Raw genomic sequence first — 23617 nt, forward strand, 5'->3', positions numbered from 1 at the left:
GGCAAACCCCCGGGTTTGTCGAGACACAGGACCCCAGGGCGGGTCGGGGTGACGGGAACGTGAAGATGCTGGACGAAGCCGCAACCAAGCCGCATGAGCGTCTGGGCAAACATTTGGCCGAGGACATGAATTCGGTCAATGAACTGATTCGCGCCCGTATGGCATCGAAACATGCCCCCCGCATTCCCGAGGTCACCGCGCATCTGGTCGAGGCTGGCGGAAAGCGCCTGCGCCCGATGCTGACCCTGGCCGCTGCGCGCATGTGTGGCTACGAGGGCCCCTATCACGTGCACCTGGCCGCCACCGTCGAGTTCATCCACACCGCCACCCTGTTGCATGACGACGTGGTCGATGAAAGTGCGCAGCGACGTGGGCGGCCGACCGCCAACCTGCTCTGGGACAACAAGTCCAGCGTGTTGGTCGGCGACTACCTGTTCTCGCGCTCGTTCCAGCTGATGACCGAAACCGGCTCGCTGGAGGTGCTGCGCATCCTGTCCAACGCCTCGGCGACAATCGCGGAAGGCGAGGTGCTGCAGTTGACCGCCGCACAGGACCTGGCCACGGATGAAGCCATCTATCTGCAGGTCGTGCGCGGCAAGACCGCCGCGCTGTTCTCGGCGGCAACCGAAGTGGGTGGGGTCATTGCCGGTGCGGGCGAGGCCCATGTGAAGGCTCTGTTCGACTACGGCGACGCGCTGGGGATTTCCTTCCAGATCGTCGATGACCTGCTGGACTACTGGGGCGGCGACGCGACCGGCAAGAACATCGGCGACGACTTCCGCGAGCGCAAGCTGACCCTGCCGGTGATCAAGGCCGTGGCCAAGGCGGATGCTGAAGAGCGCGCCTTCTGGACCCGCACGATCGAGAAGGGCCGTCAGGAAGAGGGCGACCTTGAGACCGCGCTGGCGCTTCTGAACAAGCACAATGCGCTGGAAGAGACCCGCCAGGAGGCGCTGGCCTGGGCCGAGAAGGCCAAGGCCGCCATGGCGCAACTGCCCGAGGGGGATATCCGCCAGATGCTGACGGATATTGCCGACTATGTGGTGGCGCGGGTGAACTGACCCACTTCAGCTGAGTTTTGTCGCCTGCACCCACCAACCCGGATGGGTTTGCGCAAGCTGCTCTGCCGCCTGAGCGGCCTTCTCGGTTGTGGGGAACAAGCCGAAACAGGTCGCACCCGAACCGGACATGCGGGAGAGCGTGGCGCCCTCGCAGCCGTCCAAAGCCTCCAGCACTTCGGCAATCACCGGCGCCTGGGCAATGGCAGGCGCCTCCAGATCATTGCGCTGGGTCGCGAGCCAATCGGTCAGCGAGGCGGCGTCCTTCCAGCGCGGTAGACGTTTGGGCATGGGCGCGTTCTTCTTCTGCTCCAGCGCCTTGAACACGGTCGGCGTGGGCACATCCACGCCCGGGTTCACCAACACCGCGTGCAGCACCGGCAGACCTGCCACCGGTTCGACCACCTCGCCGATCCCCGACATGCGCGCGGCCTGACGCAGCAGGCAGACCCGCACATCCGCGCCCAGCACGGAGACATCCGGCAGGCGCTTTTCTTCCAGCAGATCGGCAATTGCCAGGACCGTCGCCGCCGCATCCGAACTGCCGCCACCGATCCCCGCCGCCGCTGGCAGGTGTTTCGACAGAACCATACGCACCGGCACGCCAAACAGGTCCGCCGCTTTCATGACCAGGTTCGACCCATCCGTCGGCACCCCGTCGGCCATCGGCCCGGTGACCTCCAACGACAGGCTGTCGGCCGGCATGACAGTCACCCGGTCGCCCACATCGGCGAAGGCCACCAGGCTGTCGAGCAGATGATAGCCATCCGCCCGCTGCCCGGTCACATGCAGGGTCAGGTTTACCTTGGCGGGGGCAAAGGCCTTGAGAATGCTCATGCGCGTTTACTCGGACGCATGCAGGGGATCGGCCCCCTCCTCTTCCAGCACCACATCAAGCCCAACCTCGAGCTTGCGGCGGATACGATCGGGCTTGATCTCTTCCAGGTCGCTGTCCTCGGTGATGAAGGACAGGGCGCGGGACCATTGGAATTCGGCCTCGCGCTTGCGCCCAACGGCCCAATAGGTGTCGCCCAGGTGGTCGTTGACCACCGGATCGACCGGCATCAGCTCCACCGCGCGTTCCATCTGCTCGACCGCTTCCTCGTAACGGCCCAGGCGGAAATAGACCCAACCCAGACTGTCGACGATATAGCCAGAACGCGGTTCGGCGGCGACCGCCTGTTCGATCATGTCCAGCGCCTCATCGAGATTTATGCGTTTTTCGACAAAGGAATAGCCCAGGTAGTTCAGCACCGAGGCCTGGCCCGGATTGAGCTCCAGCGCCTTGCGGAAATCGGCCTCGGCCTGCGGCCATTGTTTCAGCCGTTCGTGGCTGATCGCACGGGCAAAGAAGACGCCCCAGCGGTGGTTGGGCGGCTCCGAGCCATAAAGGGCAATTGCTGCGTCATAGGCCGCGACGGCTTCCTCGAACCGGTCCTCGAACCTGAGCGTATCGCCCAGAGCCACTTGCACCGGAGCCAGGTCAGGATAGGCCTTGGCAAGAGCGTTCAGCTCGCCGATGGCCTCTTCGACCCGCTCCAACCGGCGCAGGGCGTCGGCGCGGCCCAGCGCGGCTTCGGGATAGGCATAGAAATCGGGCGAGATGCGGCCATAGGTGGTCACCGCCAGTTCATAGCGCTCCATGACCTCCAGCAGCTGCGCTGACAGGATCGTCGCCTCGTAGAGCTCCGGGTCCAGATACTCGGCCACACGGGAATAGAGCAGGACGATCTGCGGATCGGCCTCGGCTGCGAGCGTATCGGCCACAGTGAAGAACACACGGGCAATGCCGTCACCCGGACGGGTCAGGGAGGTGAAGGGCACCGCCCCGCCCTGTTCCAGCTGGGCGCGTAGAGCGACCAGATCCTCATGGATGAAGCCCGGGAACATGCGGTCGATCAGCGCAATGGCCTCGTCCTGGCGATCCAACTGGCTGAGGATTTGCGCATAGCCCATGACGCCGCGCTGATTGCGCTGCAATGCGCCTTCTTCATTGGCCAGGATCTCGGCAGCGGTCTCGAAGTCACCAACCAGGGCGAGCGCCATCGCCTTGTGATACAAGGCAAAGGCGCGAGAACCGGGGTCTTCGGCCAGCTCATCCAGCAGCGTCAGGGACTGGCTCATGCGCCCTGCCCCCATATGTGCCCAGGCGAGGATCATCTGATCCATCAATCCGCCAACGCTGACCCCGCCCTCAAGCGTCTCGATCACCAGCGCCCAGTTTTCCGCCTGCATGGCCCCGGAAAGCAGCACCAGACCGGCAATCTGGTTACCCGGATCCAGCTGGATCAGACGCCGCGCAACGGGTACGCCGGTGTCGATGTCGCCCAGCCCGATCTGCGCCACCAGAAGGCCCTGCATGATCTCGACATTCGACGGGTCACGCGCGAGGGCGCGGGTGCCGAATTCGACCACGGCGCTGAAATCGCCATGCATGTCCGCGGACCGCGTGGCCAGGTAGGCCCCGGCAGAGCCATCCGCCTGCAGGGCCGCAGGGGCCAGGGTCGACAGGACAAGCGCAAGGGCCGTGAGCGGGCGGGAGGAGATGCGGGAAAGCGGCAAGGGAGCCTCGTTTTAATTGGGTTCCGGGAAAACCTATGCGCCCTCGGGGCCGGGCGCAATGCGAGAGGCCGAAAGCTCGCGGGAATTTGCGTGGGGCACCGGCACGAATTGGGAAGGCATGGCGATCACCCTGACCAAAACCAATCCCAAGCAAGGTATGCTGAAACCAAGACCACAAGGAACCTGACCGGGATCCACGCTTGGGACGCGTATCGCAACTGGTGTTCGGGATAGTCCCACACCCAGCGGCCAGCTTCGGCGGCCGTCACAAGATCATCAAGGGTGATCGGCTGCCAGGGAATGACGTTCCCGTCCCCCCCGACCGGCAGCACTCGGCGCCCATAGGGCGGTTCATCGGCATTGTAATGGAATTCCCACCGCATGGGGGCAAGATCCACGCCAAAGCGCGCGGCATAGTCCTCAAGAAACTCGGACGCATCATCCCCGTCCAAACCGAAAACGCCGAGCAGGTCATCCTGCCCGGCGCATTCTTTTTTTGATCCTGTATGTGAGTGGGCAAACGCCAGAATATCCGCGCGCAAGCCCATCCTCTTACATGTTCGGATAGTTCGGCCCGTCGCCGCCCTGCGGGACCGTCCAGGTGATGTTCTGGCTGGGATCCTTGATGTCGCAGGTCTTGCAGTGCACGCAGTTCTGGAAGTTCACCACGAAACGCGCGCCGTCTTCATCCTCGACCACTTCATAGACCCCGGCCGGGCAGTAGCGCTGCGCGGGTTCCGCGAACTTGGGCAGGTTGACCGAGATCGGCAGGCTCTCATCCGCCAGCTTCAGATGGCAGGGCTGGCTTTCCTCGTGGTTGGTCGCCGCGAAGGAGACGTTGGTCAGCCGGTCGAAGCTGATCTTGCCGTCCGGCTTCGGATAATCAATTTCCTTGTGTTTCTCCGCCGGTTCGGTCGACTGCGCATCGTTCTTGCCGTGTTTCAGCGTGCCGAACAGCGAGAAGCCGCCGGTCAGGGTCTGGAACCACATGTCGAAACCGCCCAGCACCAGCGAAGGCAGCAGACCCCACTTGGACCACATCGGTTTGACGTTGCGCACCTTGATCAGGTCCTTGGCGACCTTGCCGGTGCGCAGTTCCTGTTCGTATTCGACCAGGTCGTCACCGGAACGCTCGGCCTTGATTGCCTTCGCGGCGGCCTCGGCGGCCGCAATGCCCGACAGCATGGCGTTGTGGTTGCCCTTGATACGCGGCACGTTCACCAGGCCCACGGAACAGCCCAGCAACGCCCCGCCCGGGAAGCTGGCCTTGGGCATCGACTGGTAACCACCTTCGGAAATGGCCCGCGCGCCATAGGCCACGCGCTTACCGCCTTCCAACAGCTTGGCGATCTCGGGGTGGTGCTTGAAGCGCTGGAATTCCATGTACGGGTACAGGTGCGGGTTCTTGTAGTTCAGGTGCACCACGAAGCCGATGAAGATCTGGTTGTTCTCCAGGTGATAGAGGAACGACCCGCCCCCGGCATTGCCACCGAGAGGCCAGCCCATCGTGTGGGTCACGGTGCCTTCTTCGTGCTTGGCCGGGTCGATCTCCCAGATTTCCTTCATGCCGATGCCGAACTTCTGCACGTCACGGCCAGCCTGAAGGTCGTATTTGGCGATGATCTCTTTCGCGAGCGAGCCGCGCACGCCTTCCGAGATGAAGACGTATTTGCCGTGCAGTTCCATGCCCGGCTCGGTGCCTTCGCCGATCGACCCGTCGGGCTCCAGCCCGAACACACCGGCGACCACGCCTTTGACTTCACCATTGTCGCCATAGACCAGTTCGGATGCGGCCATGCCGGGGAATATCTCGACGCCCAGTTCCTCGGCCTGTTCGGCCATCCAGCGGCAGACATTCGCCATCGAGACGATGTACTTGCCGTGGTTGTTCATCAGCGGCGGCATCGGCCAGTTCGGGATACGGACGTGGCCCGCGGCGCCGAGCATGTAGAAGTTGTCCTTCTTCACCTCGGTCTTGATCGGCGCGCCCTTTTCCTTCCAATCCGGGATCAGCTCGTCCAAGCCACAGGTGTCCAGCACGGCACCCGACAGGATATGCGCGCCCACCTCCGAGCCCTTCTCAAGGACAACGACCTGCAGGTCTTCGTCCAGCTGCTTCAGACGGATGGCTGCCGACAGGCCCGCGGGGCCAGCGCCCACGATGACCACATCGTATTCCATGCTTTCACGTTCGATCTCGCTCATGATCTTTCCTTTGATCCTTGGCTCTCGCAACTTCGTTATCCGCTGCCCCCGAAAGGGTCAATCACTGCACGACCTCTGGGACGTGTTCCGCGACGTCCAGCGTCGCTTTTTGCGACATGTTTGCGCTGACAGGGCGTTTCAGGTGGGAGCGTTCAGGCGTTGAAAACGGAATCGCCCCGCTCAGGCCGGAACGACGACCGTGCGGGCATCGCGGCGGCGCAGCCAGTGCCACAGCCCCGCCATCACCAGGATCGATACATAGCCATCCACTGCATAGTGATAGCCGGTGTAGACCGACAGAAACTGGATCACCACCACGAAGAGCACACCGAAGGGCGCGGTCCATCGCGAGCGTTCGATCGCATAGAGCCCGGTGACCATGGCCACGGACACATGCACGCTGGGAAAAGCAGAAATCCCCGAACCGAAGGCCTGACCCTTCTCGACATAGACGATCCAGAGGTTCTGCTGGATGGTCGGGATATTGGTGTCGGCCAGCGGGCTGGCCTTTAGGACCGCGATCATTTCGGCAAAGCGGTCGGCCTCCAGCAGGCGGTCATAGAAAATCGGCCCGGCGGAGTTGAAAACCAAGGCCAGCACATTGCCGACCAAGGCCCAGGCCAGGACATAGAGCACCATGAACCGGCGCACCCGCCGCGCGTCCTTGTCGAAGGCGGCCAGGAACACCGGCACGCAAAGCGCCGGAAAGGCCCAGACTGACAGGTAGGCGGGCAGGATTGCCTCCATCGGCAGAAGCGCGCCCAGGTCATGGCTCAGCCGCCAGGGGTCGATCCCGAAATGCATAAGCCGGTCCAGCTCGGCAAACATCGGGTCGGCCCAGAAGGGAATGATATAGGGCATCGAGGTCTTGATCAGGCCGAAGGCGCTGTGAAAGGCGAGCGTGCCAATCAGCGCGGCAATCACCGCAATGACGATCTGACGCGCGCCTTCCGGGCGACGCAGCACCGAATGCACCATCGACAGCCCCAGAAGCCCCGCCGCAACCTGGGTCATGCCCGGCGCCTGGGCCACGGCCGTGGTCCAGACCGCCAGAAGCGCATCAACCGGCGCGGCCCGTGTCAGAAAGACGATCACGATGGCCAGGGCCAAATAGGCCAGGCCGAGTTTCAGGTAGCCCAACATGCGGATGCCTGTATCCCGTTTCTGTTTCTTTTCGGTTTTCGCGGGCGGTTTTTCGCGCCCGTCCTCTGCTCGCGCGCAAGGCTATTCGCGAATGGCGGCGGGGCCTATTGACTTTGCCCATGCGCCCGGCATTTAACACTAGCTGTTGCATTTTTCCCTCCGGGCGATGGATACTCGGGGGCGACACCGAAACGAGCCGAAAAGAGCCAGGGCCTTCATGGACAAGATACCGATGACCCGCGCGGGAAATAACGCGCTGAATGACGAGTTGAAGCAGCTGAAATCGGTCGAACGACCGGCGGTGATCAAGGCGATCGCCGAGGCGCGCGAACATGGCGATCTTTCGGAGAATGCCGAATACCATGCCGCCCGCGAAAAGCAGAGCTTCATCGAGGGTCGCGTGAAGGAGCTCGAAGGCATCCTGTCGCTGGCCGAAGTGATCGATCCCACCTCGCTGTCGGGCACGATCAAGTTCGGCGCCACCGTCAAGCTGGTGGATGAGGATACGGACGAGGAAAAGACCTATCAGATCGTCGGCGAACCCGAGGCTGACATCGAGGCCGGCAAGCTGAACATCAAGTCGCCGCTGGCCCGTGCCCTGATCGGCAAGGAAGAAGGCGACAGTGTCGAAGTGCGCACGCCGGGCGGCGAGAAGGCCTACGAGATCCTCGAGATCAACTGGGTCTGATCCCGCCTTCCGGGCGGGTCGGACCAACAAGACCGGTGCCATGAGAGGCCAGGAATGAGCGACGGAAAACAGGACACGCCGATCGAGCTGGGCGTCTACGGCCAGCAGGGTCAGCGCCGCGTGCCGGGCACGAGCGAGATGATCGCCCTGGCCCTGTCGGCGGTCTGGCTGGTCGGCTGCGTCGTCTTCTTTCTGGTGATGGGCGGTGGAGACGGGTCGGACGCCTCGGGCCTGCAGGCCGACCCGCTGCGCCTGGTGATGACGGCATTGGCGATCTTCATGCCGGTGGCGATCATCTGGGTCGCCGCAGCCGCCACCCGCTCGGCCCGGATTATGCGCGAAGAAAGCGCACGCCTGCAGGCGGCCATCGACGCGATGCGCCACACCTATCTGCAACAGCAGCAATCTGGCGGCGTGAAGCCAAGCCAGGTGGAACGCAAGCTGGACGAGATCGCCCACGCGCAGAAACAGACAGAAAGCGCGATTGCGACCTTTACCTCGATCCGGCCCGGCGAAGCGCCGCAGGTCTCGACCGGCTCGGCAATTGCCAGCGATGTGTCGACCGAGGATGCGGGTGACCAGGTTGCCCTGCCTCTGGGCACCCCCGCCGAAGCCCTGTCGCAGCCGCTGCCGATGGGCGATTTCATCCGCGCCATGCATTTCCCCGAAAACGCCGAGGACGCGGAAGGGTTCCGCGCTCTGCGCCGCGCACTTCAAGACCGCCAGGTGGCCGGGTTGGTACAGGCCGCGCAGGACGTGCTGACCCTGATGAGCCAGGACGGGATCTACATGGACGACCTGCGCCCGGACATGGCCCGCCCGGAGGTCTGGCGCAAGTTCGCGGACGGCGAACGTGGCCGGGCCATCGCCTCGTTGGGCGGAGTGCGCGACCGCTCGTCGCTGGCGCTGACCGCAGGCCGGATGCGCAAGGATCCGATCTTCCGCGACGCCGCCCACCACTTCCTGCGCAAGTTCGACCAGGTCTTTTCCGCCTTCGAGAAAGGCGCAAGCGACCAGGACATTGCCGCCATGGCCGAAACCCGCACCGCCCGCGCCTTCATGCTGCTGGGCCGGGTGACGGGCACATTCGACTGACGGCTCCCATGCATGTGCAGCCCCTTCTCCGCCGACTGCAAAGCACCCTACTTCCACGTAAAGCCCGCTCGGGAACCCGGACGACCCTGCCCAAAGCAACCCGCAAGGCAGACAAGATCTTTTCACGAGTCGAGATCACCGGGCGCGGACCCCGATCACCCTTTTCCCACGCTCCGGCGCAAACCAATTACGTGATCTTCTTTACCCCGAGATCCGGCTCGTCCTGGTTGACGGATGTGCTGTTCCAGACCGGTCGACTGGGCAAACCAATCGAACTCTTCAATCCGAACCATCTGTTTAACCTGGCCTCGTCCGCCCAGACAGACAACCTGGCCGACTATACCGAGGCCGCGAAGCGGTTTCGGGTCACCGAGGGGGTCAACGGCTTCGAGTTGACGTTGTACCAACTGAACCGGATGTTCGCCCGTCAGGATGGGTTCGTGAGCCAATTCGGGGCCGGACCGCATTTCTGGCTGATCCGGCGCGATATCGTTGCCCAGGCCGTTTCCCTGGCCAAAATGGTCACAACCCAGGTCAGCCATTCCACCATAGCATCTGCGCAACAGCGACAAGACGCAGAGGCAAGCTTCGACTATAGTGCCAAGCGGATCCGTCATTGGCTCAAGCATATCGCGGCCCTGGAACAGGAAACCGAAGGGATGTTCGCCAAGTTTGGCTTGAACCCGGTGCGGCTGAGTTATGAGCAGATGATGGCACTGGGCCCGAACCGGATCGCCCGGCTGATCGGGTCGAAACTTGGCGTGGAGGACCTGCCAAACCTCACAGGCACAAGTCGGCACACCAAGCTTGGCACCTCGAAGAACCAGGAATTCGCCGAAAGGTTTCGTGCAGATCAGGCCGACTTCATTGCCCAGGTCGAAGCCAACCGCAGACCCTGGATCGAGAAGCTGCAAGACGGAGCCTGATCTTATACGGAACTAAGCAGCAGGCTGGTTTCGCTGTTCGAAATCCCGTCCACCATGCGCACCTCGCGCAGCACCCGGTCGAAAGCCTCCAGCGACGAGGTGCGCAGTTCGGCCACCAGATCCCATTTGCCATTGGTCGTATGCAGCTGATGCAATTCTGGCAGGCCGCGCAGGTGGCGGATCACCTGGCTGGTGGACTTGCCGATCACCTCGATCATCATCACCGCGCGGATCGTGTCATCCGCGTGATCCTCCCGCACCCGCACGGTAAAGCCCAGCAGCGCTCCTGAGTTCAGCAGCCGATCCATGCGGTTCTGCACCGTGGTGCGTGACACGCCCAGCGCCCCGGCCAAGGTCGACACCGCCGCCCGCCCATCCACCCGCAGAAGCGCGATCAGCTGGCGGTCGAGATCGTCAAAGACATGTTTTGCTTCTGTCATATTGCCCATCCTTCCTGCGCAAATTGCACGATCTCACAATATTTCTCAATCAACTTGGGTATTTCTGCGCAAATTGCGCAGTGCAACACTGGGGTACGCTGAACAGGAGACCCCATATGCCCGCCCCGCTACCTTCCGAACTCGCCTTTGTTCCCTTCGTCTCGGTCGAGAACATGATGCATCTGGTGAACCGCCTGGGCGTCGAGACCGTGATTGCGGGCATCTGCGACTACCTCGAACAGGATTTCCGCCGCTGGGAGGCTTTCGACAAAACCCCGCGCGTGGCCAGTCATTCGCGCGAAGGGGTGATCGAGCTGATGCCGACCTCGGATGGGGAGGTCTACGGGTTCAAATATGTGAACGGCCACCCGAAGAACACCAAGGAGGGGTTGCAGACCGTGACCGCCTTCGGGCTCTTGGCGGATGTCTACACGGGCTATCCGGTGCTGCTGTCGGAAATGACCGTGCTGACCGCGCTGCGCACGGCGGCGACCTCGGCGCTGGCCACGAAAACCCTGGCCCCCAAGGGTGCGACCTCCATGGCGATGATCGGCAATGGCGCGCAGTCGGAATTCCAGGCGTTGGCGCTGAAGGCGATCTGCGGCATCGACACCGTGCGCATGTATGACATCGACCCGGCGGCGACCGCCAAGGCGGCGGCGAACCTTGCGGGCAAGATGAACGTCGTCTCCTGCACCACACCCGAAGAGGCCATGGAAGGCGCCCAGGTCATCACCACCTGCACCGCCGACAAGCAATATGCCACGATCCTGACCGACAACATGGTGGGCGCGGGTGTGCATATCAACGCGATCGGCGGCGACTGCCCGGGCAAGACGGAACTGCACAAGGACATCCTGCACCGCTCGGACGTTTTCGTGGAATACACGCCCCAGACCCGGATCGAGGGCGAGATCCAGCAGGTGGCAGAAGACTTCGAAGTCACCGAAATCTGGGAGGTGCTGACCGGCGCCAAACCGGGGCGCACGGACGCGCGCCAGATTACCCTGTTCGACGGGGTCGGCTTTGCCATCGAGGACTTCTCGGCCCTGCGGTACGTGCGTGATCAGCTGGAAGGCACCGGGCTTTACCAACAGCTCGACATGCTGGCCGACCCCGATGATCCGCGTGATCTGTTCGGCATGGTGAGTCGCGCGGGGGCGGACGCATGATGCTTCGCGCCCTCTCGGTGCAGGCGCCCGGGGCGGCGGTGATGATCCGCCCGCACCATTTCACCGTGAACACCCAGACAGCGGCGGACAATGCTTTCCAGGCCGACCATCCGGCAGATGCGGCCGCGGCCCATGCGGAGATCACCCGCGCCGCCGAGGTGCTGCGCGCCCACGGCGTGCGTGTGCACCTGTTCGAGGATCAAACCCGCGACACGCCTGACAGCGTGTTCCCGAACAACTGGTTCTCGACCCACGCGGGCGGGCATGTGGCGATCTATCCGATGAAGCCGGAAAACCGCCGCGCCGAACGCCGCACGGATGTGATCGAGATGTTGAAACGCGCCTACCGGGTGCAGGACATCATCGACTATTCCGGGCTGGAAGCGGATGGGCTGTTCCTGGAGGGCACCGGCGCGATGGTGCTGGATCACATAGATCGGGTCGCTTACGCGGTCGAAAGCCACCGCACCAGCCCTATCGCGTTGGAGCGGTTCTGCACCCATTTCAACTATGAACCCATGGCCTTTGCCGCGGCGGATGCGGGCGGTGTGCCGGTCTACCACACCAATGTGCTGATGTGCATCGGCACCGAGTTCGCGCTGATCGGGCTGGGCATGATCACCGACCCCGCCCGCCGGGCGGAAGTGCGCCAGCGGCTGGAGCTGTCGGGCCGTGACGTGATCGACTTGACGGATGCGCAGATCGCCGCCTTTGCGGGCAATGCCATCGAATTGCAGGGGGCTGCGGGGCGCATCCTGGCCCTGTCCAGCACGGCCCTGAACGCGCTGACTGGCGACCAGAAAGCCCGGATCGAAGCAAGCGCAACCCTGGTGCCGCTAGATATCCCCACCATCGAAATGGCGGGCGGATCGGTTCGCTGTACGATTGCGGGCATTCACCTGTCACCCCGGCCACAAGTCTGAGCGCGGCCCGGCACGGGCGGGGTGGGAGGCCACTGCGCCAACCACAGGTGAAACATCAGTTTGGGTGGGAGCCCGTGCCGGGCCGGGATCAGGCGCGTCCGCCCTCGGCGGACAAAAGCAGCGGGTCGATGCCCAGCTTTGCCAGCGCCGCCGACCATTTCCCGCCGATATCGGCGGAAAAGACGATCGCCTCATCCGCATCGACGGTCAGCCAAGCGTTTTGCTGCAACTCGCCCTCCAACTGCCCTGGCGCCCAACCGGCATAGCCCAACGCGGCCAGGCTCTGCGCCGGGCCGAGGCCGCGGGCGATATCCTCCAGGATGTCGCGGGTGGCCGTCATCGAGAACGCCTCGTCCACCTGCAGGGTCGAGGGCGAACCGTGATAGTCCCGGCTGTGCAAGACGAAACCGCGCCCGGTCTCTACCGGGCCGCCGAAGAACACACCAATGCCCCTGCTGCCTTCGCCCTTGTCAATATCGAGCTGGTCCAGCAGATCGTCCAGCGCCAGATCCGACGTCGGCTTGTTCACGATCAACCCCATCGCCCCCTCAGCGGAATGGGCGCAGAGGAACACCACCGATTTCTCGAATCGGGGATCACCCATACCCGGCATCGCGATCAGCAGCTGGCCGGACAGGTCATTGGGGGTTTCGGTCGTGCTTTCCATATCATCAGCATGGGGGCCGGGCCCGGGAAAGACAAGGGGAACAGGCAGATGGAGGCGGCGGATCGCGCGCGCGTGAAGCAGATTTGATTTCCCATCCCCGGCCGAAACATTATGTATCAGGGCATGAGCAGTTCGAACCGCATCACACCCCGCGCCCTTTCCCTGACCGCGGCCCTTCTGGGCGCGGCCTTCGGCCTGGCTGTCCCAACCGCCCTGGCCGGGGATCACTACGACCCGGACGAGGCCGCGCGGGTCGAGATCCTGTCCGGCTGGCGCGAAGCAGATGGCACCCACATGGCCGCTCTGCATGTCGAACTGGGCGTAGGTTGGAAAACCTACTGGCGCGCACCGGGGGACGCGGGCATTCCGCCCAGCATCGACTGGTCGGGATCGAAGAACCTGGGTGCGGTCAGCTATCAGTGGCCGGTGCCCGAGGTTTTCGAACAGAACGGCATGCGTACCATCGGCTATCAGCATGAGCTGGTGCTGCCGATCCAGATCACCCCGCGCGATCCGTCTGCGCCCGTGACCCTGAAGGCGCGCCTGACCCTGGGCGTCTGTCGCGACGTCTGCATGCCGATGCAGACCCGCCTGAAAGTCGAACTGCCCACCCCCGGCGCCCCGGACGCACGGATCTCCCGCGCGATGGAGCAACGCCCGGACACGGCGGCCGAAGCGGGCCTCGGCTCCGTGCGCTGCGAGGTCACGCCCAGCGCGGACGGGCTGGAGGTCACCGCCCACCTCACCCTGCCCCGCCAAGGCGGCGAGGAAGTCGTGGTGATGGAAACACCGAACCCGGAAATCTGGGTCTCGGAAGCCGATGTCACCCGCAGCGGCGCCATCCTGACCGCCCGCGCAGACCTGGTCCCGCCGCCGGGCACTCCCATGGTGCTCGACCGCTCCGCCCTACGCTTCACGGTGCTGGCTGAAGGGCGCGGCGTGGATGTGCTCGGCTGCGGGTCGTAACGGCGCAGAAATCCCAAACTCTCATGGAAATGACGTGCGTCAGCCGCGCGGCGCCGCCGCCCGTCTCAGCCGGTCATTGATCGCGCGGCCCAGCCCGTGCTGTGGGATCGGCGAGACGGCGATCGGCATCTCCCCGCCCGCGTCCAACGCATGCAGATGGTGGAAGAGGTTCGCGGCTGCCTCGACCAGATCCCCCGCCTCCGACAGGTTCAGATCGCATTCCACATGGCCGAAGCCCAAGAGGCGTTCGTCCGAGCGCGGTTCGACCACGTTCAGGCGCATCGGCGCGTCGGGGGCGTAGTGCGATGCAAGCTGGCCGGGGGCGACCACGTCCTCGCTGGCATGGACCGGCAATGGCCCACCCAGGCAGGCCTCCAGCGCCTCAGTGGGCAATCCGCCAGGGCGCAGCAGCGTGGGCGCTGGAGATAGCCCGACAATGGTACTTTCCAGGCCCACGTCACAGGCGCCGCCATCAATCACCGCCTCGATCCGGCCCGCAAGACCGTCCATCACATGGGCCGCTTCGGTCGGGCTGATCCGGCCCGACGGGTTGGCTGAGGGCGCGGCCACCGGCACGCCGGCGGCTTCCAGCACGGCAACCGCCAGCGGATGAGTCGGCACACGCACCGCCACCGTCTCCAGCCCAGCCGACACCAGCGGCGAAACCGATCCCACTTTTAGGGGCAGCACCAAAGTCAGCGGGCCCGGCCAGAAGGCCGAGGCCAGACGGTCTGCCACATCATCGAACTCGGCAATCCCACGCGCTGCTTCCACGCTCGGCACATGCACGATCAGCGGGTTGAAATGCGGGCGTCCCTTGGCGTCGAAAATGCGGGCGACTGCCGTGTCATCCGTTGCGTTCGCACCCAGGCCATAAACCGTCTCGGTCGGGAAGCTGACCAACGCGCCACCGGCCAGCAGCGCACCGGCGCGGGCGATGCCGTCCGCATCCGCCCTCAACAGCTCGGTTTCAACATTCTCGCTCGCCATGACGCCGCGTTTTCCTTTGTCGCGTTGCAGACCTTGGGTAAGGGACACCTAACGGCCCCCGCCACGATTGCCAAGAAGGACCCGCCCATGCCCTATCGCGCCAATACCGATGATTTCCGCTTCATCTTCGACAATGTGGTCGGGTTCGACCAGGTCGCTGGCACTGAGCTTTTTGCCGAAGCGACCCCGGACATGGTGTCGGCGATCCTGACCGAGGCGGGCAAGATGTGCGAAGAGGTCATGGCCCCGGTGAACCGCGACGGCGACCTGACGCCTGCGGTGTTGGAAAACGGTGTCGTGCGCACCTCGCCCGGGTTCGCGGGCGCCTACCAGGCCATCGCGGAAGGGGGCTGGATCGGCATGGCGGCAGACCCCGAGTTCGGCGGCATGGGCCTGCCCCTGACCCTGCAGACGGCGGTGAATGACATGATGTCGGCGGCCGCCCTGTCGCTGCAACTCTGCCCGCTGATGACCCAGGGCCAGATCGAGGCGCTGGAGCATCACGCTTCGGACGAGCTGAAGGCACTCTACCTGCCCAAGCTGATCACCGGCGAATGGGCCGGTACGATGAACCTGACCGAACCGCAGGCGGGCTCGGACGTCGGCGCACTGTCTTCGAAGGCCGAGGACAATGGCGACGGCACCTATGCGGTGACGGGTCAGAAGATCTTCATCTCCTGGGGTGACAACGACATAACCGAAAACGTCTGCCACCTGGTGCTGGCGCGCTTGCCTGACGGGGTGCCGGGCACGAAGGGGATCTCGCTTTTCCTGGTGCCGAAATACATTCCCGACGCCGACGGCAACCCGGGCGAGGCGAACTCCCTGCGTGTGGTCAGCCTGGAGCACAAGATGGGCCTTCATGGCTCGCCCACTGCGGTGATGAGCTTCGAAGGCGCGCGCGGCTGGATGATCGGTGAGCCGCACAAGGGCATGGCCGCCATGTTCACCATGATGAACAACGCCCGCCTGGGTGTGGGTGTGCAGGGTCTGGGCGCCGGGGAAGGTGCCTATCAGAAGGCGCTGGAATACGCGCAGGAGCGCAAGCAGGGCCGGACCCCGATCACGGACGGCACCGGCATGATCATCGACTTTGCCGATGTGCGCCGCATGCTGACCACGATGAAGGCCGAGCTTTTCGCCGCGCGTTCCATTGCCCTGTCTGTCGCCGTCGCGCTGGACATGGGCCGCGCGACGGGTGATGCCGACTGGAAATCCCGCGCCGCCTTCCTGACGCCGATCTGCAAGGCCTATGGCACCGAAACCGGAATCAATGTCAGCCAGATGGGCATCCAGGTGCACGGCGGCATGGGTTTCATCGAGGAAACCGGTGCGGCCCAATACCTGCGCGACGTGCGCGTGACCGCCATCTACGAGGGCACCAACGGCATCCAGGCGATGGACCTTGTCGGCCGCAAGCTGATGGACGGGGGCGAGGCCGCCTTCCGCCTGCTGGAGGAGATCGAGACCCAGGCCGAACAGGCCCGCGCGCAGTTCCCCAACATGACCGAGGCCGTCTGGTCCGCCGCCGAAACCCTGCGCGAGACCACCGAATGGATGGTCGCGCAGGAGGACATGCAGGACCGGTTCGCCGGTGCCGTGCCCTTCCTGATGGGCTGGGCCCGCGTGCTGGGCGCGCATCTGCACCTGAAGGCGGCGATTGCCGAAGGGGGCAAGGGTCCCCGAACGGAACTGGCACGCTTCCACATCAAGCGCCTGCTGCCGGAACATGTTGGCCTCATGGCCCAGGCCCAGGCGGGGGCTGCCGGGCTCTATGCGTTGTCGGTCGAGGACCTGGCGTCTTGAGCGCTCCGCTGACCTTTCCCTTCCCGGACATCCCGGGCGAAGGGGAAGCGGTGGAAGTGGCCGAGGGCGTGCTCTGGATGCGCCTGCCGCTGCCCATGGCGCTGGATCATGTGAATGTCTTTGCCTTCGCCGATGACGACGGCTGGACCATCGTGGACACGGGGTTCGATTCACGTCGAAGCCGCACGATCTGGCAGAAACTTCTGGACGGTCCCCTGGGTGGGAAACCCGTTGCCCGGGTCATCGTCACCCACCACCACCCCGATCACGTGGGCCTGGCCGGTTGGTTCCAGAAGGACCACGGCGCCGAGCTGATCACCACCCGCACCGCCTGGCTGTTTGCGCGCATGTTGCTGCTGGACGAACAGATGGAACCGGTCGACGAGACGCTGGCCTATTGGCGCGCGGCGGGCATGGACAAGTCGGTTTATGAAAAGCGGCTCAAGGAGCGTCCCTTCAACTACGCCGATATCGTCGCCGACATGCCCCTGGGGTTCAAACGCATCAAGGAAGGCTCGGTCATTACCTTCGGCGGCCGCGACTGGGACGTGCGCATCGGCAACGGGCATGCGCCGGAACACGCGACGCTCTGGTCACGCGACGGGCAGTTGGTGATCGGCGGCGACCAGCTGTTGGCCACAATCAGCCCCAACCTGGGCGTCTATGCCACCGAACCCGAGGCCGACCCGGTCGGCGACTGGCTGGAAGCCTGTGATCGGCTCAGCCACTATGCCTGCGACACCCATCTGGTCCTGCCCGGCCACAAGCTGCCCTTTACCGGCCTGCCCACGCGGATGCGCCAGCTGATCGACAACCATCACGGAGCTTTGAAGCGGCTCGAAGCGTTTTTGACCCAGCCACACACCGCCGGGGATTGCTTTCCGCCACTGTTCAAGCGCACCATCGGCGAGGGCGAATACGGGTTGGCCCTGGTTGAAGCCGTGGGGCATCTGAACCACCTCTACCAGACCGGCCGCGTGACGCGGGTGCGCCGTGAGGACGGCGCGTGGCTCTGGCAAAAGGTGGAGACGAATGACGACTGAAGGCAAACCGCTGCCGAAGAACGGACCGAAATCGGACGCGGCAATGTGCGACGAATGGGCCCCGCCCACAGCGGAGCAGAAACCGTTGCCCGAGGCGGTGGCCGACACGCCGGTCGAGGCAAAAAGCCCCGCCGAATGGGCCTATGAACGGCTGATTCTCTATATCCAGAACTTCGAAGAACAGCTGGACAACGAGCACGAAATCGCGATGGGCTTTACCGGCGGCGACGCGGGCGTGCTGCGCATCGAAGGCATCGGCTTCTTCGACCCCGATATCGTGACCTTCTACGGCACCGATATGGGTGGCGCGAAAACGCAGCTGATCCAGCATGTCAGCCAGCTGTCCGTCCTGCTGCGCGCCCTGCCGAAACAGCCCGAGGCACCGGAACCCAACCGCATCGGCTTCCGCCTGGCCAAGGACCTGGAAAAGAACGACAGCTGACCCTTGCCCATCCTCCACACCCTGCGACAATAGCGCGCATCTTGGGATGACAGGGGCAGGCAAATCGTCTAATCAGGTCGGGACCAATTTGAACGACCAAACTACGGGACACGCAACATGGCAGAGCACAAGATCGGCACAATGGACACCAAGGTGCAGGAAAAGACCTATGAGGGCTTCGTCAAGTTCACCACGCGTTCGGTAATCGCGATTCTGGTGTTCCTGGTTTTCCTTGCCATCGTCGGCGCGTAAAAGGGCATCAGTTCCTTTCTGATCGGGCGAGGCCGATACCATGCGACGCATTCTGACTTTTCTGGCCCTTGTGGCCGCAATCGGGGGCCTGGGCGCCTGCGGGGCGGACAATGTCTGGGCACCCGACGAACAGGTCGAGGCTGTGCGCTATCAGGACGATGGTCCGCCGACGCTCACGCTGTTCACGGTAATCTCGAATCGCTCCGGGGCCGGGGCGCATTCCGGGCTGATGGTTTCCGGCTCGCAGCGTGTTCTGTTCGATCCGGCGGGCACCTGGAACCACCCCTATCTGCCCGAACGCCATGACGTGCATTTCGGCATCACCGATGCGGCGGTGGACTTCTATGTCGATTACCACGCCCGCGTGACCTATAACGTGGTGCGCCAGGACATCGTGGTCAGCCCCGAGGTCGCCGAGATGGCCCTGCGCCTGGTGCAGGAAAACGGGCCTGTCGCCAAGGCGATGTGTTCGACCTCGGTCACTGCGATCCTGCGGCAGCTGCCCGGCTTTGAATCCATCCCGCAGAGCGCCTTCCCGAAACGTCCGATGAAGGCCTTCGGCCAACTGCCCGGTGTGGTCGAAACCGTGACATATGACGACGACCCGGATGAGAACGGCTATATCCTGGCACGCGGCATTGCGCGGCTGGATGGGGTCGAGGCCGAGATTTGGCAGGCGGATGCGGCGGAGCAGTAACCGCCACTGAAACGCGGATCAAAACGGGCCATACGGCCCGTTTTTTTATCCCAGCAGCCAGAGCATCCCGTAAAGCGTGACCGCCCCGCCCAGGATGGCGGCCAGAACGTTCTTGGTCATGTACCCAACGGCCAAGGTCACCGCCGCGGCGCTCAGGCGCGCAGGCTCGGGCGCGCCACCGGTGGCCTCGGGCCAAAGGACCAGAGGCGCGACAATCCCCGGCAGAACCGCCACTGCAGTATAGCGCAGGTGACGCAACACCCATTCGGGCAGGGGGCGGTCTCCGATCAAACCAAGGAAGCTGAAGCGTAAAAGCACGGTGCCCAGACCCAGGGCAGCAATGATGAACCAGACATAGGCGGGCGACCAGGTCATGTGCGCCTCCCCATCCACAGTTCGACCTGCGCGCCGACCATCATGGCCAGGACAGCGGACACCAGCAACCCGGTGCCGTAGGGCAGCCAGAACAGCGCCAGCGTGCCCAGGACCGACACCACCGCCGCCGCCACATGAGCGAGCGTACGCAGGGCGGGCGCGATCATCGCCAGGAAGGTGATCGGCACCGCGAAATCCAGCGCGAATTCCGGCGGGATCGCCCCACCTGCCACGGCTCCCACGAAACTGGCGGCATACCACCCCGGCGCCACCGGCGTGATGACGCCAAAGAAATAGCGCAACCGCTCGGACAAGGTCAGCGCGGGTTCGTTCTCGTATTTCAGGTGGCTCAGCGCATAGGACTGATCGACCAGAAGATAGGCGACACAGGCGCGCTGCCAGACCTTCGCCCGGCCCAGATAGGGCGTCAGCGAGGCCGAATACATCGCCATGCGCAGGTTCACCGCCAAGGCCGTGGCGATGACGATCACGGTGGGCGCCTCCTCGACCATCAGCTGCAGTGCGGTGAACTGCGCCGCGCCCGCGATCACCAGCACGGAAAAGCCCATGACCTCGGCCAGGTTCAGCCCGGCCTCGGTAGCCACCACGCCAAAGAGCAGCGCAAAGGGCACCACCACCAGAATGAAGGGCGCGCCATCGCGCACCCCCTGCAGGTAGATGGATTTCCCGTTGGACCTTGCCATGCCAGCCCCCTAGATTGCCTCTCAACCCCTAGGGGCAAATCCGCGGAGATGCAATTGACCATTGATAGCGCCACCAATCAAGGCTCCGATCCGGCTCGCGACTACCTGATCGCCCCCGATCCCACCGCCGCCCGCCTGACCCGGCGTGTGGCGGGCCATGATGAACACGGCCAACCGGTCGAAATCGCGGTGGTCGAGGAACGCCCGCTGACCATCTTCCTGAATTCGCGTGAAATCGTGACGGCGATGACGATCGGCGATTACCCGGATTACCTGGCGCTTGGCTTCCTGAAGAACCAGGGCATGTTGTCGGGTGCCGATGACGTGGTGGGCGTGGAATATGACGAGGATATCGACACGGTCGTCGTGCGCACGGCCTCGCAGACCACCTACGAGGAAAAGCTCGAGAAAAAGACCCGCACCTCCGGCTGCGCGGTCGGCACGGTGTTCGGCGACATGATGGAGGGGCTCGAAGGCCTGACCCTGCCCGCCACCCCGGTGCGCTCCAGCTGGCTCTATGCGCTTGCCCACAAGATCAACCGCACCCCGTCCCTGTACCTGGAGGCAGGCGCGATCCACGGCACCGTGCTGTGCCAAGGCGCGTGCCCGCTGGTCTACATGGAGGACGTGGGCCGCCACAACGCGGTCGACAAGGTGGCGGGCTGGATGTTGGCCGAAGGCGTCGATCCGGCGGACAAGATCCTCTACACCACCGGGCGGCTGACCTCCGAGATGGTGATCAAGACCGCACAGATGGGCATCCCGACGCTGGCGTCGCGTTCCGGTTTCACCGCCTGGGGCGTCGAGATCGCGCAGGAGGTCGGCTTGACCCTGATCGGCCGCATGAAGGGCCAACGCTTTACCTGCCTGTCTGGCGAAGACCGCCTGATCCGCGACATGGACCCGGCCCACGCCCCGCGCGAGGAGAAGAAACACCGCCGCAAGGGGGGCGAGGGATGAGTCGCGTGACGACAGCCGTTTTCTTCGAAGAAAACGGACCGGAAAATTCGAATTTTCCGGATACCCGCCGAAAGGAAGAAGCATGACCCGACCGACGCGCCAACCCTTGGGCATCATCCTCGCAGGCGGCCTTGCCACACGTATGGGCGGCGGGGACAAGGCGCTTTTGCCGTTGGGCGGGGGCACGCTCTTGTCCTCGGTCGTGGACCGGCTGGAGCCACAGGTGGCGGGCATTGCCTTGAACGCGAACGGGGACCCTACGCGGTTCGATGGCGCCCTGCCGGTCATTGCCGACAGTATCGAAGGCTTCGCGGGCCCGTTGGCGGGTGTGCTGGCCGGGCTGGACTGGGCCGCAGCCCAAGGTGCGGACTGGATCGTCACCGCCGCCGGTGACACGCCCTTCTTTCCCTGCGACCTCGTCCCGCGCCTGATGTTGGCGGCTGAAGACGCCAGCGCGCCCATTGCGCTGGCCGCCACCCACGACGCCGAACGCGGCCCCATGCGCCAGCCAACCTTCGGCCTCTGGTCTGTCGCCCTGCGCGACGACTTGCGCGCAGCGCTCGCTGCGGGCACCCGCAAGGTCGTCGCCTTTACCCAGGCCCATGGCGCAGCCCAAGCTGTCTGGTCCGATCAGCCCTTCGACCCGTTCTTCAACGTCAACACGCCCGAGGATCTGGCCCGGGCCGAAACCCTGCGTAAAGGAGCCGCCTCATGAAGGTGTTCGGCGTCATCGGCTGGAAGAACTCCGGCAAGACGGGGCTGGTGGTGCGGCTTGTCGAACACCTGACCGCGCGGGGCTTTACCGTCTCGACGATCAAGAACAGCCACCATTCGGCGGATGTGGATCACAAGGGCACCGACAGCTGGCGCCACCGCCAGGCCGGCGCGCGCGAGGTGGTGCTGGCCAGCGACGCGCGGGTCGCGCAGATGCATGAGTTGCGCGGCGAGGCCAAGCCCTCACTGCCCGAGTTGCTGACACGATTGGGGCCCTGCGATATTGCCCTGGTCGAAGGGTTCAAACGCGAGGCGCATCCCAAGATCGAAGCCCACCGCGCCGCCACGGGCACCGACCTGATTGCGCGGATCAATGACACGGTGAAGGCCGTGGCCAGCGACGAGCCCGTGACCGGCCTGACCCAGCCGATCATCGACCTGGACGACACCGCAGCCATTGCCGAATTCATCCTGCAAGAAACCGGGCTGACCGCCCGCAGCGCCCCCGAGGTCACGCCACCAAAGCTCAAGAACGACTGTTTCGCCCTGCCCCCGGGCGTCGACTGGACCCCGGTTGATGAGGCGCTCGCCATGCTGCGCGACGGGCTTTCCCCGGTGGTCGGCGTGGAAGAGGTCGCCGTAGGCGATGCCTCCGGCAGGGTGCTGGCCGCCGATGCACGGGCTCAACGGTCGAACCCGCCCGGCGCGAACTCGGCGGTGGACGGATATGGCTTTGCCCATGACGGCCTGCCCGCAGGCGACCCTGTGCTGCCGCTGGTGGAAGGCCGCTCGGCCGCCGGATCGCCCTTCCCCGGCACCGTGCCCCCGGGCCACGCGGTGCGCATCCTGACCGGCGCGCTGGTGCCGCCGGGCGTGGACACGGTGGTGTTGCAGGAGGACGTGACCCTGTCGGACGGCCACGTGGGTTTCGCCGCCGGGGCCAGGAAAGGCGCCAACACCCGCCGCGCGGGCGAGGATGTGGAGGCGGGCACAGTGGCCTTGGCGAAGGGCGCGCGCATCGGCGCGCCCGAGATTGCATTGCTCTCAGCCGTGGGCGTGGCGCGGGTGCAGGTGCACCGCCGCTTGCGGGTCGGTGTCCTGTCGACCGGAGACGAAATCGTCGCGCCCGGCAGCTCAGACAACCCCGCCCACACCTTCGATGCCAACCGGCCCATGTTGCTGGCCCTGGCCGCTCGCTGGGGCCACGAGGCGGTCGACCTGGGCCATGCGCCGGACGATCGGGGCGCGGTCCGCGACGCCTTGGACATGGCCGCCCAGAGTGTCGATGTGGTGCTGACCTCCGGCGGAGCGTCCGCGGGCGAAGAAGACCATGTCTCAGCGCTCTTGTCCGGCGAAGGGCAGCTGACCACCTGGCGCATCGCGATCAAACCGGGCCGCCCCTTGGCACTCGCGCTATGGAAAGGCGTGCCGGTCTTCGGCCTGCCCGGCAATCCGGTGGCGGCCCTCGTCACCTCACTGATCTTTGCGCGCCCGTCGCTGTCGGTGCTGGCAGGCGGCGGCTGGCTGAAGCCGCAGGGCTACCAGATGCCCGCCGCTTTTAACAAACGCAAGAAACCCGGCCGCCGAGAGTTCATCCGTGCGCGCATGGGGGCAGATGGCAGGGTCGAGGCGTTTCGCTCCGAAGGCTCCGGCCTGATCTCCGGCTTGGCCTGGGCGGATGGGTTGGTGGAGTTCGGCGATGAGGGTCGCGAGATTGCCGAGGGCGACCTGGTCACCTTCTATCCTTATGGGAGTTTCGGGTTGTAGCCTAAGACACCCGCCCCCGACG

At 64.6% G+C, this 23617-nt stretch carries 25 protein-coding genes; 15 read left to right on the forward strand and 10 right to left on the reverse strand.

The window, feature by feature from the left end; all coding sequences use genetic code 11:
- The first annotated feature begins 65 nt into the window (after positions 1 to 65).
- A complete protein-coding gene (locus ACO07D_RS03920; protein WP_421701650.1) occupies positions 66 to 1061 on the forward strand; it encodes a polyprenyl synthetase family protein in 996 nt (331 codons plus the stop codon).
- 6 nt (positions 1062 to 1067) lie between these two features.
- Here ACO07D_RS03920 and ACO07D_RS03925 read toward each other — a convergent pair whose 3' ends face one another.
- From ACO07D_RS03925 to ACO07D_RS03945, 5 genes are all read right to left on the reverse strand, one after another.
- Positions 1068 to 1889 (reverse strand): 4-(cytidine 5'-diphospho)-2-C-methyl-D-erythritol kinase, encoded by an 822-nt coding sequence (locus tag ACO07D_RS03925; protein ID WP_421704981.1) that lies wholly within the window; start codon positions 1887 to 1889, stop codon positions 1068 to 1070.
- Between the two features lie 12 nt (positions 1890 to 1901).
- Positions 1902 to 3620 (reverse strand): tetratricopeptide repeat protein, encoded by a 1719-nt coding sequence (locus ACO07D_RS03930; protein WP_421701651.1) that lies wholly within the window; start codon positions 3618 to 3620, stop codon positions 1902 to 1904.
- Between the two features lie 125 nt (positions 3621 to 3745).
- On the reverse strand, positions 3746 to 4168 hold the full coding sequence (locus tag ACO07D_RS03935) for a DUF1493 family protein (RefSeq protein WP_421701652.1): 423 nt from the start codon (positions 4166 to 4168) through the stop codon (positions 3746 to 3748).
- Positions 4169 to 4172: 4 nt separating this feature from the next.
- Entirely contained in the window at positions 4173 to 5825 is a 1653-nt protein-coding gene (locus ACO07D_RS03940) for a 4Fe-4S dicluster domain-containing protein (RefSeq protein ID WP_421701653.1), read from the reverse strand.
- Between the two features lie 180 nt (positions 5826 to 6005).
- Entirely contained in the window at positions 6006 to 6968 is a 963-nt protein-coding gene (locus tag ACO07D_RS03945) for a phosphatase PAP2 family protein (RefSeq protein WP_421701654.1), read from the reverse strand.
- A 217-nt stretch (positions 6969 to 7185) separates the two neighbouring features.
- Between ACO07D_RS03945 and greA the strand changes: the two genes are divergently transcribed.
- From greA to ACO07D_RS03960, 3 genes are all read left to right on the forward strand, one after another.
- Complete coding sequence (gene greA / locus ACO07D_RS03950; protein ID WP_421701655.1) at positions 7186 to 7656, forward strand: transcription elongation factor GreA; 471 nt, start codon at positions 7186 to 7188, stop codon at positions 7654 to 7656.
- 54 nt (positions 7657 to 7710) lie between these two features.
- Positions 7711 to 8751, forward strand: a complete 1041-nt coding sequence (locus ACO07D_RS03955) for a hypothetical protein (protein WP_421701656.1) — start codon at positions 7711 to 7713, stop codon at positions 8749 to 8751.
- Positions 8752 to 8942: 191 nt separating this feature from the next.
- Positions 8943 to 9677 carry a Stf0 family sulfotransferase gene (locus ACO07D_RS03960; RefSeq protein ID WP_421701657.1) on the forward strand — a complete coding sequence of 245 codons (735 nt, stop codon included), beginning with the start codon at positions 8943 to 8945 and terminating at the stop codon, positions 9675 to 9677.
- 2 nt (positions 9678 to 9679) lie between these two features.
- Here ACO07D_RS03960 and ACO07D_RS03965 read toward each other — a convergent pair whose 3' ends face one another.
- Entirely contained in the window at positions 9680 to 10117 is a 438-nt protein-coding gene (locus tag ACO07D_RS03965) for an Lrp/AsnC family transcriptional regulator (RefSeq protein ID WP_421701658.1), read from the reverse strand.
- Between the two features lie 116 nt (positions 10118 to 10233).
- Here ACO07D_RS03965 and ACO07D_RS03970 point away from each other — a divergent pair, with 116 nt between their 5' ends.
- The gene (locus ACO07D_RS03970) at positions 10234 to 11289 is read left to right on the forward strand and encodes an ornithine cyclodeaminase (RefSeq protein ID WP_421701659.1); all 1056 of its coding nucleotides are present in this window, start codon (positions 10234 to 10236) and stop codon (positions 11287 to 11289) included.
- Positions 11286 to 12212 carry a citrulline utilization hydrolase CtlX gene (gene ctlX / locus ACO07D_RS03975; RefSeq protein WP_421701660.1) on the forward strand — a complete coding sequence of 309 codons (927 nt, stop codon included), beginning with the start codon at positions 11286 to 11288 and terminating at the stop codon, positions 12210 to 12212. The genes ACO07D_RS03970 and ctlX overlap by 4 nt, the downstream gene beginning before the upstream one ends.
- Before the next feature lie 88 nt (positions 12213 to 12300).
- Here the strand turns inward: ctlX and ACO07D_RS03980 are convergent, their stop codons facing one another.
- On the reverse strand, positions 12301 to 12879 hold the full coding sequence (locus ACO07D_RS03980; RefSeq protein ID WP_421701661.1) for a YqgE/AlgH family protein: 579 nt from the start codon (positions 12877 to 12879) through the stop codon (positions 12301 to 12303).
- Positions 12880 to 13002: 123 nt separating this feature from the next.
- Here ACO07D_RS03980 and ACO07D_RS03985 point away from each other — a divergent pair, with 123 nt between their 5' ends.
- The gene (locus ACO07D_RS03985; RefSeq protein WP_421701662.1) at positions 13003 to 13845 is read left to right on the forward strand and encodes a protein-disulfide reductase DsbD domain-containing protein; all 843 of its coding nucleotides are present in this window, start codon (positions 13003 to 13005) and stop codon (positions 13843 to 13845) included.
- 39 nt (positions 13846 to 13884) lie between these two features.
- Here the strand turns inward: ACO07D_RS03985 and ACO07D_RS03990 are convergent, their stop codons facing one another.
- Positions 13885 to 14835 carry an L-threonylcarbamoyladenylate synthase gene (locus ACO07D_RS03990; protein ID WP_421701663.1) on the reverse strand — a complete coding sequence of 317 codons (951 nt, stop codon included), beginning with the start codon at positions 14833 to 14835 and terminating at the stop codon, positions 13885 to 13887.
- 87 nt (positions 14836 to 14922) lie between these two features.
- Between ACO07D_RS03990 and ACO07D_RS03995 the strand changes: the two genes are divergently transcribed.
- The 5 genes from ACO07D_RS03995 (at position 14923) to ACO07D_RS04015 (ending at position 19075) form a co-directional block, all read left to right on the forward strand.
- Entirely contained in the window at positions 14923 to 16641 is a 1719-nt protein-coding gene (locus tag ACO07D_RS03995) for an acyl-CoA dehydrogenase (RefSeq protein ID WP_421701664.1), read from the forward strand.
- Positions 16638 to 17684: an MBL fold metallo-hydrolase gene (locus ACO07D_RS04000; RefSeq protein ID WP_421701665.1), complete on the forward strand. Its 1047-nt coding sequence runs from the start codon at positions 16638 to 16640 to the stop codon at positions 17682 to 17684. Before ACO07D_RS03995 ends, ACO07D_RS04000 begins: the two co-directional genes overlap by 4 nt.
- A 43-nt stretch (positions 17685 to 17727) precedes the next feature.
- Positions 17728 to 18126 (forward strand): DUF6173 family protein, encoded by a 399-nt coding sequence (locus ACO07D_RS04005; RefSeq protein WP_421704982.1) that lies wholly within the window; start codon positions 17728 to 17730, stop codon positions 18124 to 18126.
- A 117-nt stretch (positions 18127 to 18243) separates the two neighbouring features.
- The gene (locus tag ACO07D_RS04010) at positions 18244 to 18378 is read left to right on the forward strand and encodes an aa3-type cytochrome c oxidase subunit IV (RefSeq protein ID WP_421701666.1); all 135 of its coding nucleotides are present in this window, start codon (positions 18244 to 18246) and stop codon (positions 18376 to 18378) included.
- A gap of 40 nt (positions 18379 to 18418) precedes the next feature.
- Positions 18419 to 19075 (forward strand): hypothetical protein, encoded by a 657-nt coding sequence (locus ACO07D_RS04015; protein ID WP_421701668.1) that lies wholly within the window; start codon positions 18419 to 18421, stop codon positions 19073 to 19075.
- Between the two features lie 45 nt (positions 19076 to 19120).
- Here the strand turns inward: ACO07D_RS04015 and ACO07D_RS04020 are convergent, their stop codons facing one another.
- Positions 19121 to 19450 (reverse strand): AzlD domain-containing protein, encoded by a 330-nt coding sequence (locus tag ACO07D_RS04020; protein ID WP_421701669.1) that lies wholly within the window; start codon positions 19448 to 19450, stop codon positions 19121 to 19123.
- A complete protein-coding gene (locus ACO07D_RS04025; protein ID WP_421701670.1) occupies positions 19447 to 20154 on the reverse strand; it encodes an AzlC family ABC transporter permease in 708 nt (235 codons plus the stop codon). The genes ACO07D_RS04020 and ACO07D_RS04025 overlap by 4 nt, the downstream gene beginning before the upstream one ends.
- Before the next feature lie 48 nt (positions 20155 to 20202).
- Here ACO07D_RS04025 and ACO07D_RS04030 point away from each other — a divergent pair, with 48 nt between their 5' ends.
- The 3 genes from ACO07D_RS04030 to ACO07D_RS04040 all read left to right on the forward strand — a co-directional run bounded on the left by ACO07D_RS04030 (position 20203) and on the right by ACO07D_RS04040 (position 23595).
- Positions 20203 to 21114, forward strand: coding sequence for a formate dehydrogenase accessory sulfurtransferase FdhD (locus ACO07D_RS04030; protein ID WP_421701671.1), 912 nt, complete (start codon positions 20203 to 20205; stop codon positions 21112 to 21114).
- Between the two features lie 82 nt (positions 21115 to 21196).
- The gene (mobA, locus tag ACO07D_RS04035) at positions 21197 to 21829 is read left to right on the forward strand and encodes a molybdenum cofactor guanylyltransferase MobA (protein ID WP_421701672.1); all 633 of its coding nucleotides are present in this window, start codon (positions 21197 to 21199) and stop codon (positions 21827 to 21829) included.
- Entirely contained in the window at positions 21826 to 23595 is a 1770-nt protein-coding gene (locus ACO07D_RS04040) for a bifunctional molybdopterin-guanine dinucleotide biosynthesis adaptor protein MobB/molybdopterin molybdotransferase MoeA (RefSeq protein WP_421701673.1), read from the forward strand. The genes mobA and ACO07D_RS04040 overlap by 4 nt, the downstream gene beginning before the upstream one ends.
- Positions 23596 to 23617 lie beyond the last annotated feature (22 nt).

It is taken from the genome of Aliiroseovarius sp. (assembly GCF_965228805.1).
In the GTDB taxonomy this organism is placed as follows: Bacteria; Pseudomonadota; Alphaproteobacteria; order Rhodobacterales; family Rhodobacteraceae; genus JASBTN01.

Bases quoted from the DNA above. Each gene is read 5' to 3' on its own strand.
- ACO07D_RS03935 (WP_421701652.1), bottom strand. From the start codon at position 4,168: ATGGGCTTGCGCGCGGATATTCTGGCGTTTGCCCACTCACATACAGGA.
- ACO07D_RS03970 (WP_421701659.1), top strand. From the start codon at position 10,234: ATGCCCGCCCCGCTACCTTCCGAACTCGCCTTTGTTCCCTTCGTCTCG.
- ACO07D_RS04010 (WP_421701666.1), top strand. From the start codon at position 18,244: ATGGCAGAGCACAAGATCGGCACAATGGACACCAAGGTGCAGGAAAAG.
- ACO07D_RS04040 (WP_421701673.1), top strand. From the start codon at position 21,826: ATGAAGGTGTTCGGCGTCATCGGCTGGAAGAACTCCGGCAAGACGGGG.
- ACO07D_RS03990 (WP_421701663.1), bottom strand. From the start codon at position 14,835: ATGGCGAGCGAGAATGTTGAAACCGAGCTGTTGAGGGCGGATGCGGAC.
- ACO07D_RS03955 (WP_421701656.1), top strand. From the start codon at position 7,711: ATGAGCGACGGAAAACAGGACACGCCGATCGAGCTGGGCGTCTACGGC.
- ACO07D_RS03965 (WP_421701658.1), bottom strand. From the start codon at position 10,117: ATGACAGAAGCAAAACATGTCTTTGACGATCTCGACCGCCAGCTGATC.
- ACO07D_RS04020 (WP_421701669.1), bottom strand. From the start codon at position 19,450: ATGACCTGGTCGCCCGCCTATGTCTGGTTCATCATTGCTGCCCTGGGT.
- ACO07D_RS04005 (WP_421704982.1), top strand. From the start codon at position 17,728: ATGTGCGACGAATGGGCCCCGCCCACAGCGGAGCAGAAACCGTTGCCC.
- ACO07D_RS04025 (WP_421701670.1), bottom strand. From the start codon at position 20,154: ATGGCAAGGTCCAACGGGAAATCCATCTACCTGCAGGGGGTGCGCGAT.
- ctlX (WP_421701660.1), top strand. From the start codon at position 11,286: ATGATGCTTCGCGCCCTCTCGGTGCAGGCGCCCGGGGCGGCGGTGATG.
- ACO07D_RS03980 (WP_421701661.1), bottom strand. From the start codon at position 12,879: ATGGAAAGCACGACCGAAACCCCCAATGACCTGTCCGGCCAGCTGCTG.
- ACO07D_RS03940 (WP_421701653.1), bottom strand. From the start codon at position 5,825: ATGAGCGAGATCGAACGTGAAAGCATGGAATACGATGTGGTCATCGTG.
- greA (WP_421701655.1), top strand. From the start codon at position 7,186: ATGGACAAGATACCGATGACCCGCGCGGGAAATAACGCGCTGAATGAC.
- ACO07D_RS03920 (WP_421701650.1), top strand. From the start codon at position 66: ATGCTGGACGAAGCCGCAACCAAGCCGCATGAGCGTCTGGGCAAACAT.
- ACO07D_RS03995 (WP_421701664.1), top strand. From the start codon at position 14,923: ATGCCCTATCGCGCCAATACCGATGATTTCCGCTTCATCTTCGACAAT.
- mobA (WP_421701672.1), top strand. From the start codon at position 21,197: ATGACCCGACCGACGCGCCAACCCTTGGGCATCATCCTCGCAGGCGGC.
- ACO07D_RS03945 (WP_421701654.1), bottom strand. From the start codon at position 6,968: ATGTTGGGCTACCTGAAACTCGGCCTGGCCTATTTGGCCCTGGCCATC.
- ACO07D_RS04015 (WP_421701668.1), top strand. From the start codon at position 18,419: ATGCGACGCATTCTGACTTTTCTGGCCCTTGTGGCCGCAATCGGGGGC.
- ACO07D_RS04030 (WP_421701671.1), top strand. From the start codon at position 20,203: ATGCAATTGACCATTGATAGCGCCACCAATCAAGGCTCCGATCCGGCT.
- ACO07D_RS03985 (WP_421701662.1), top strand. From the start codon at position 13,003: ATGAGCAGTTCGAACCGCATCACACCCCGCGCCCTTTCCCTGACCGCG.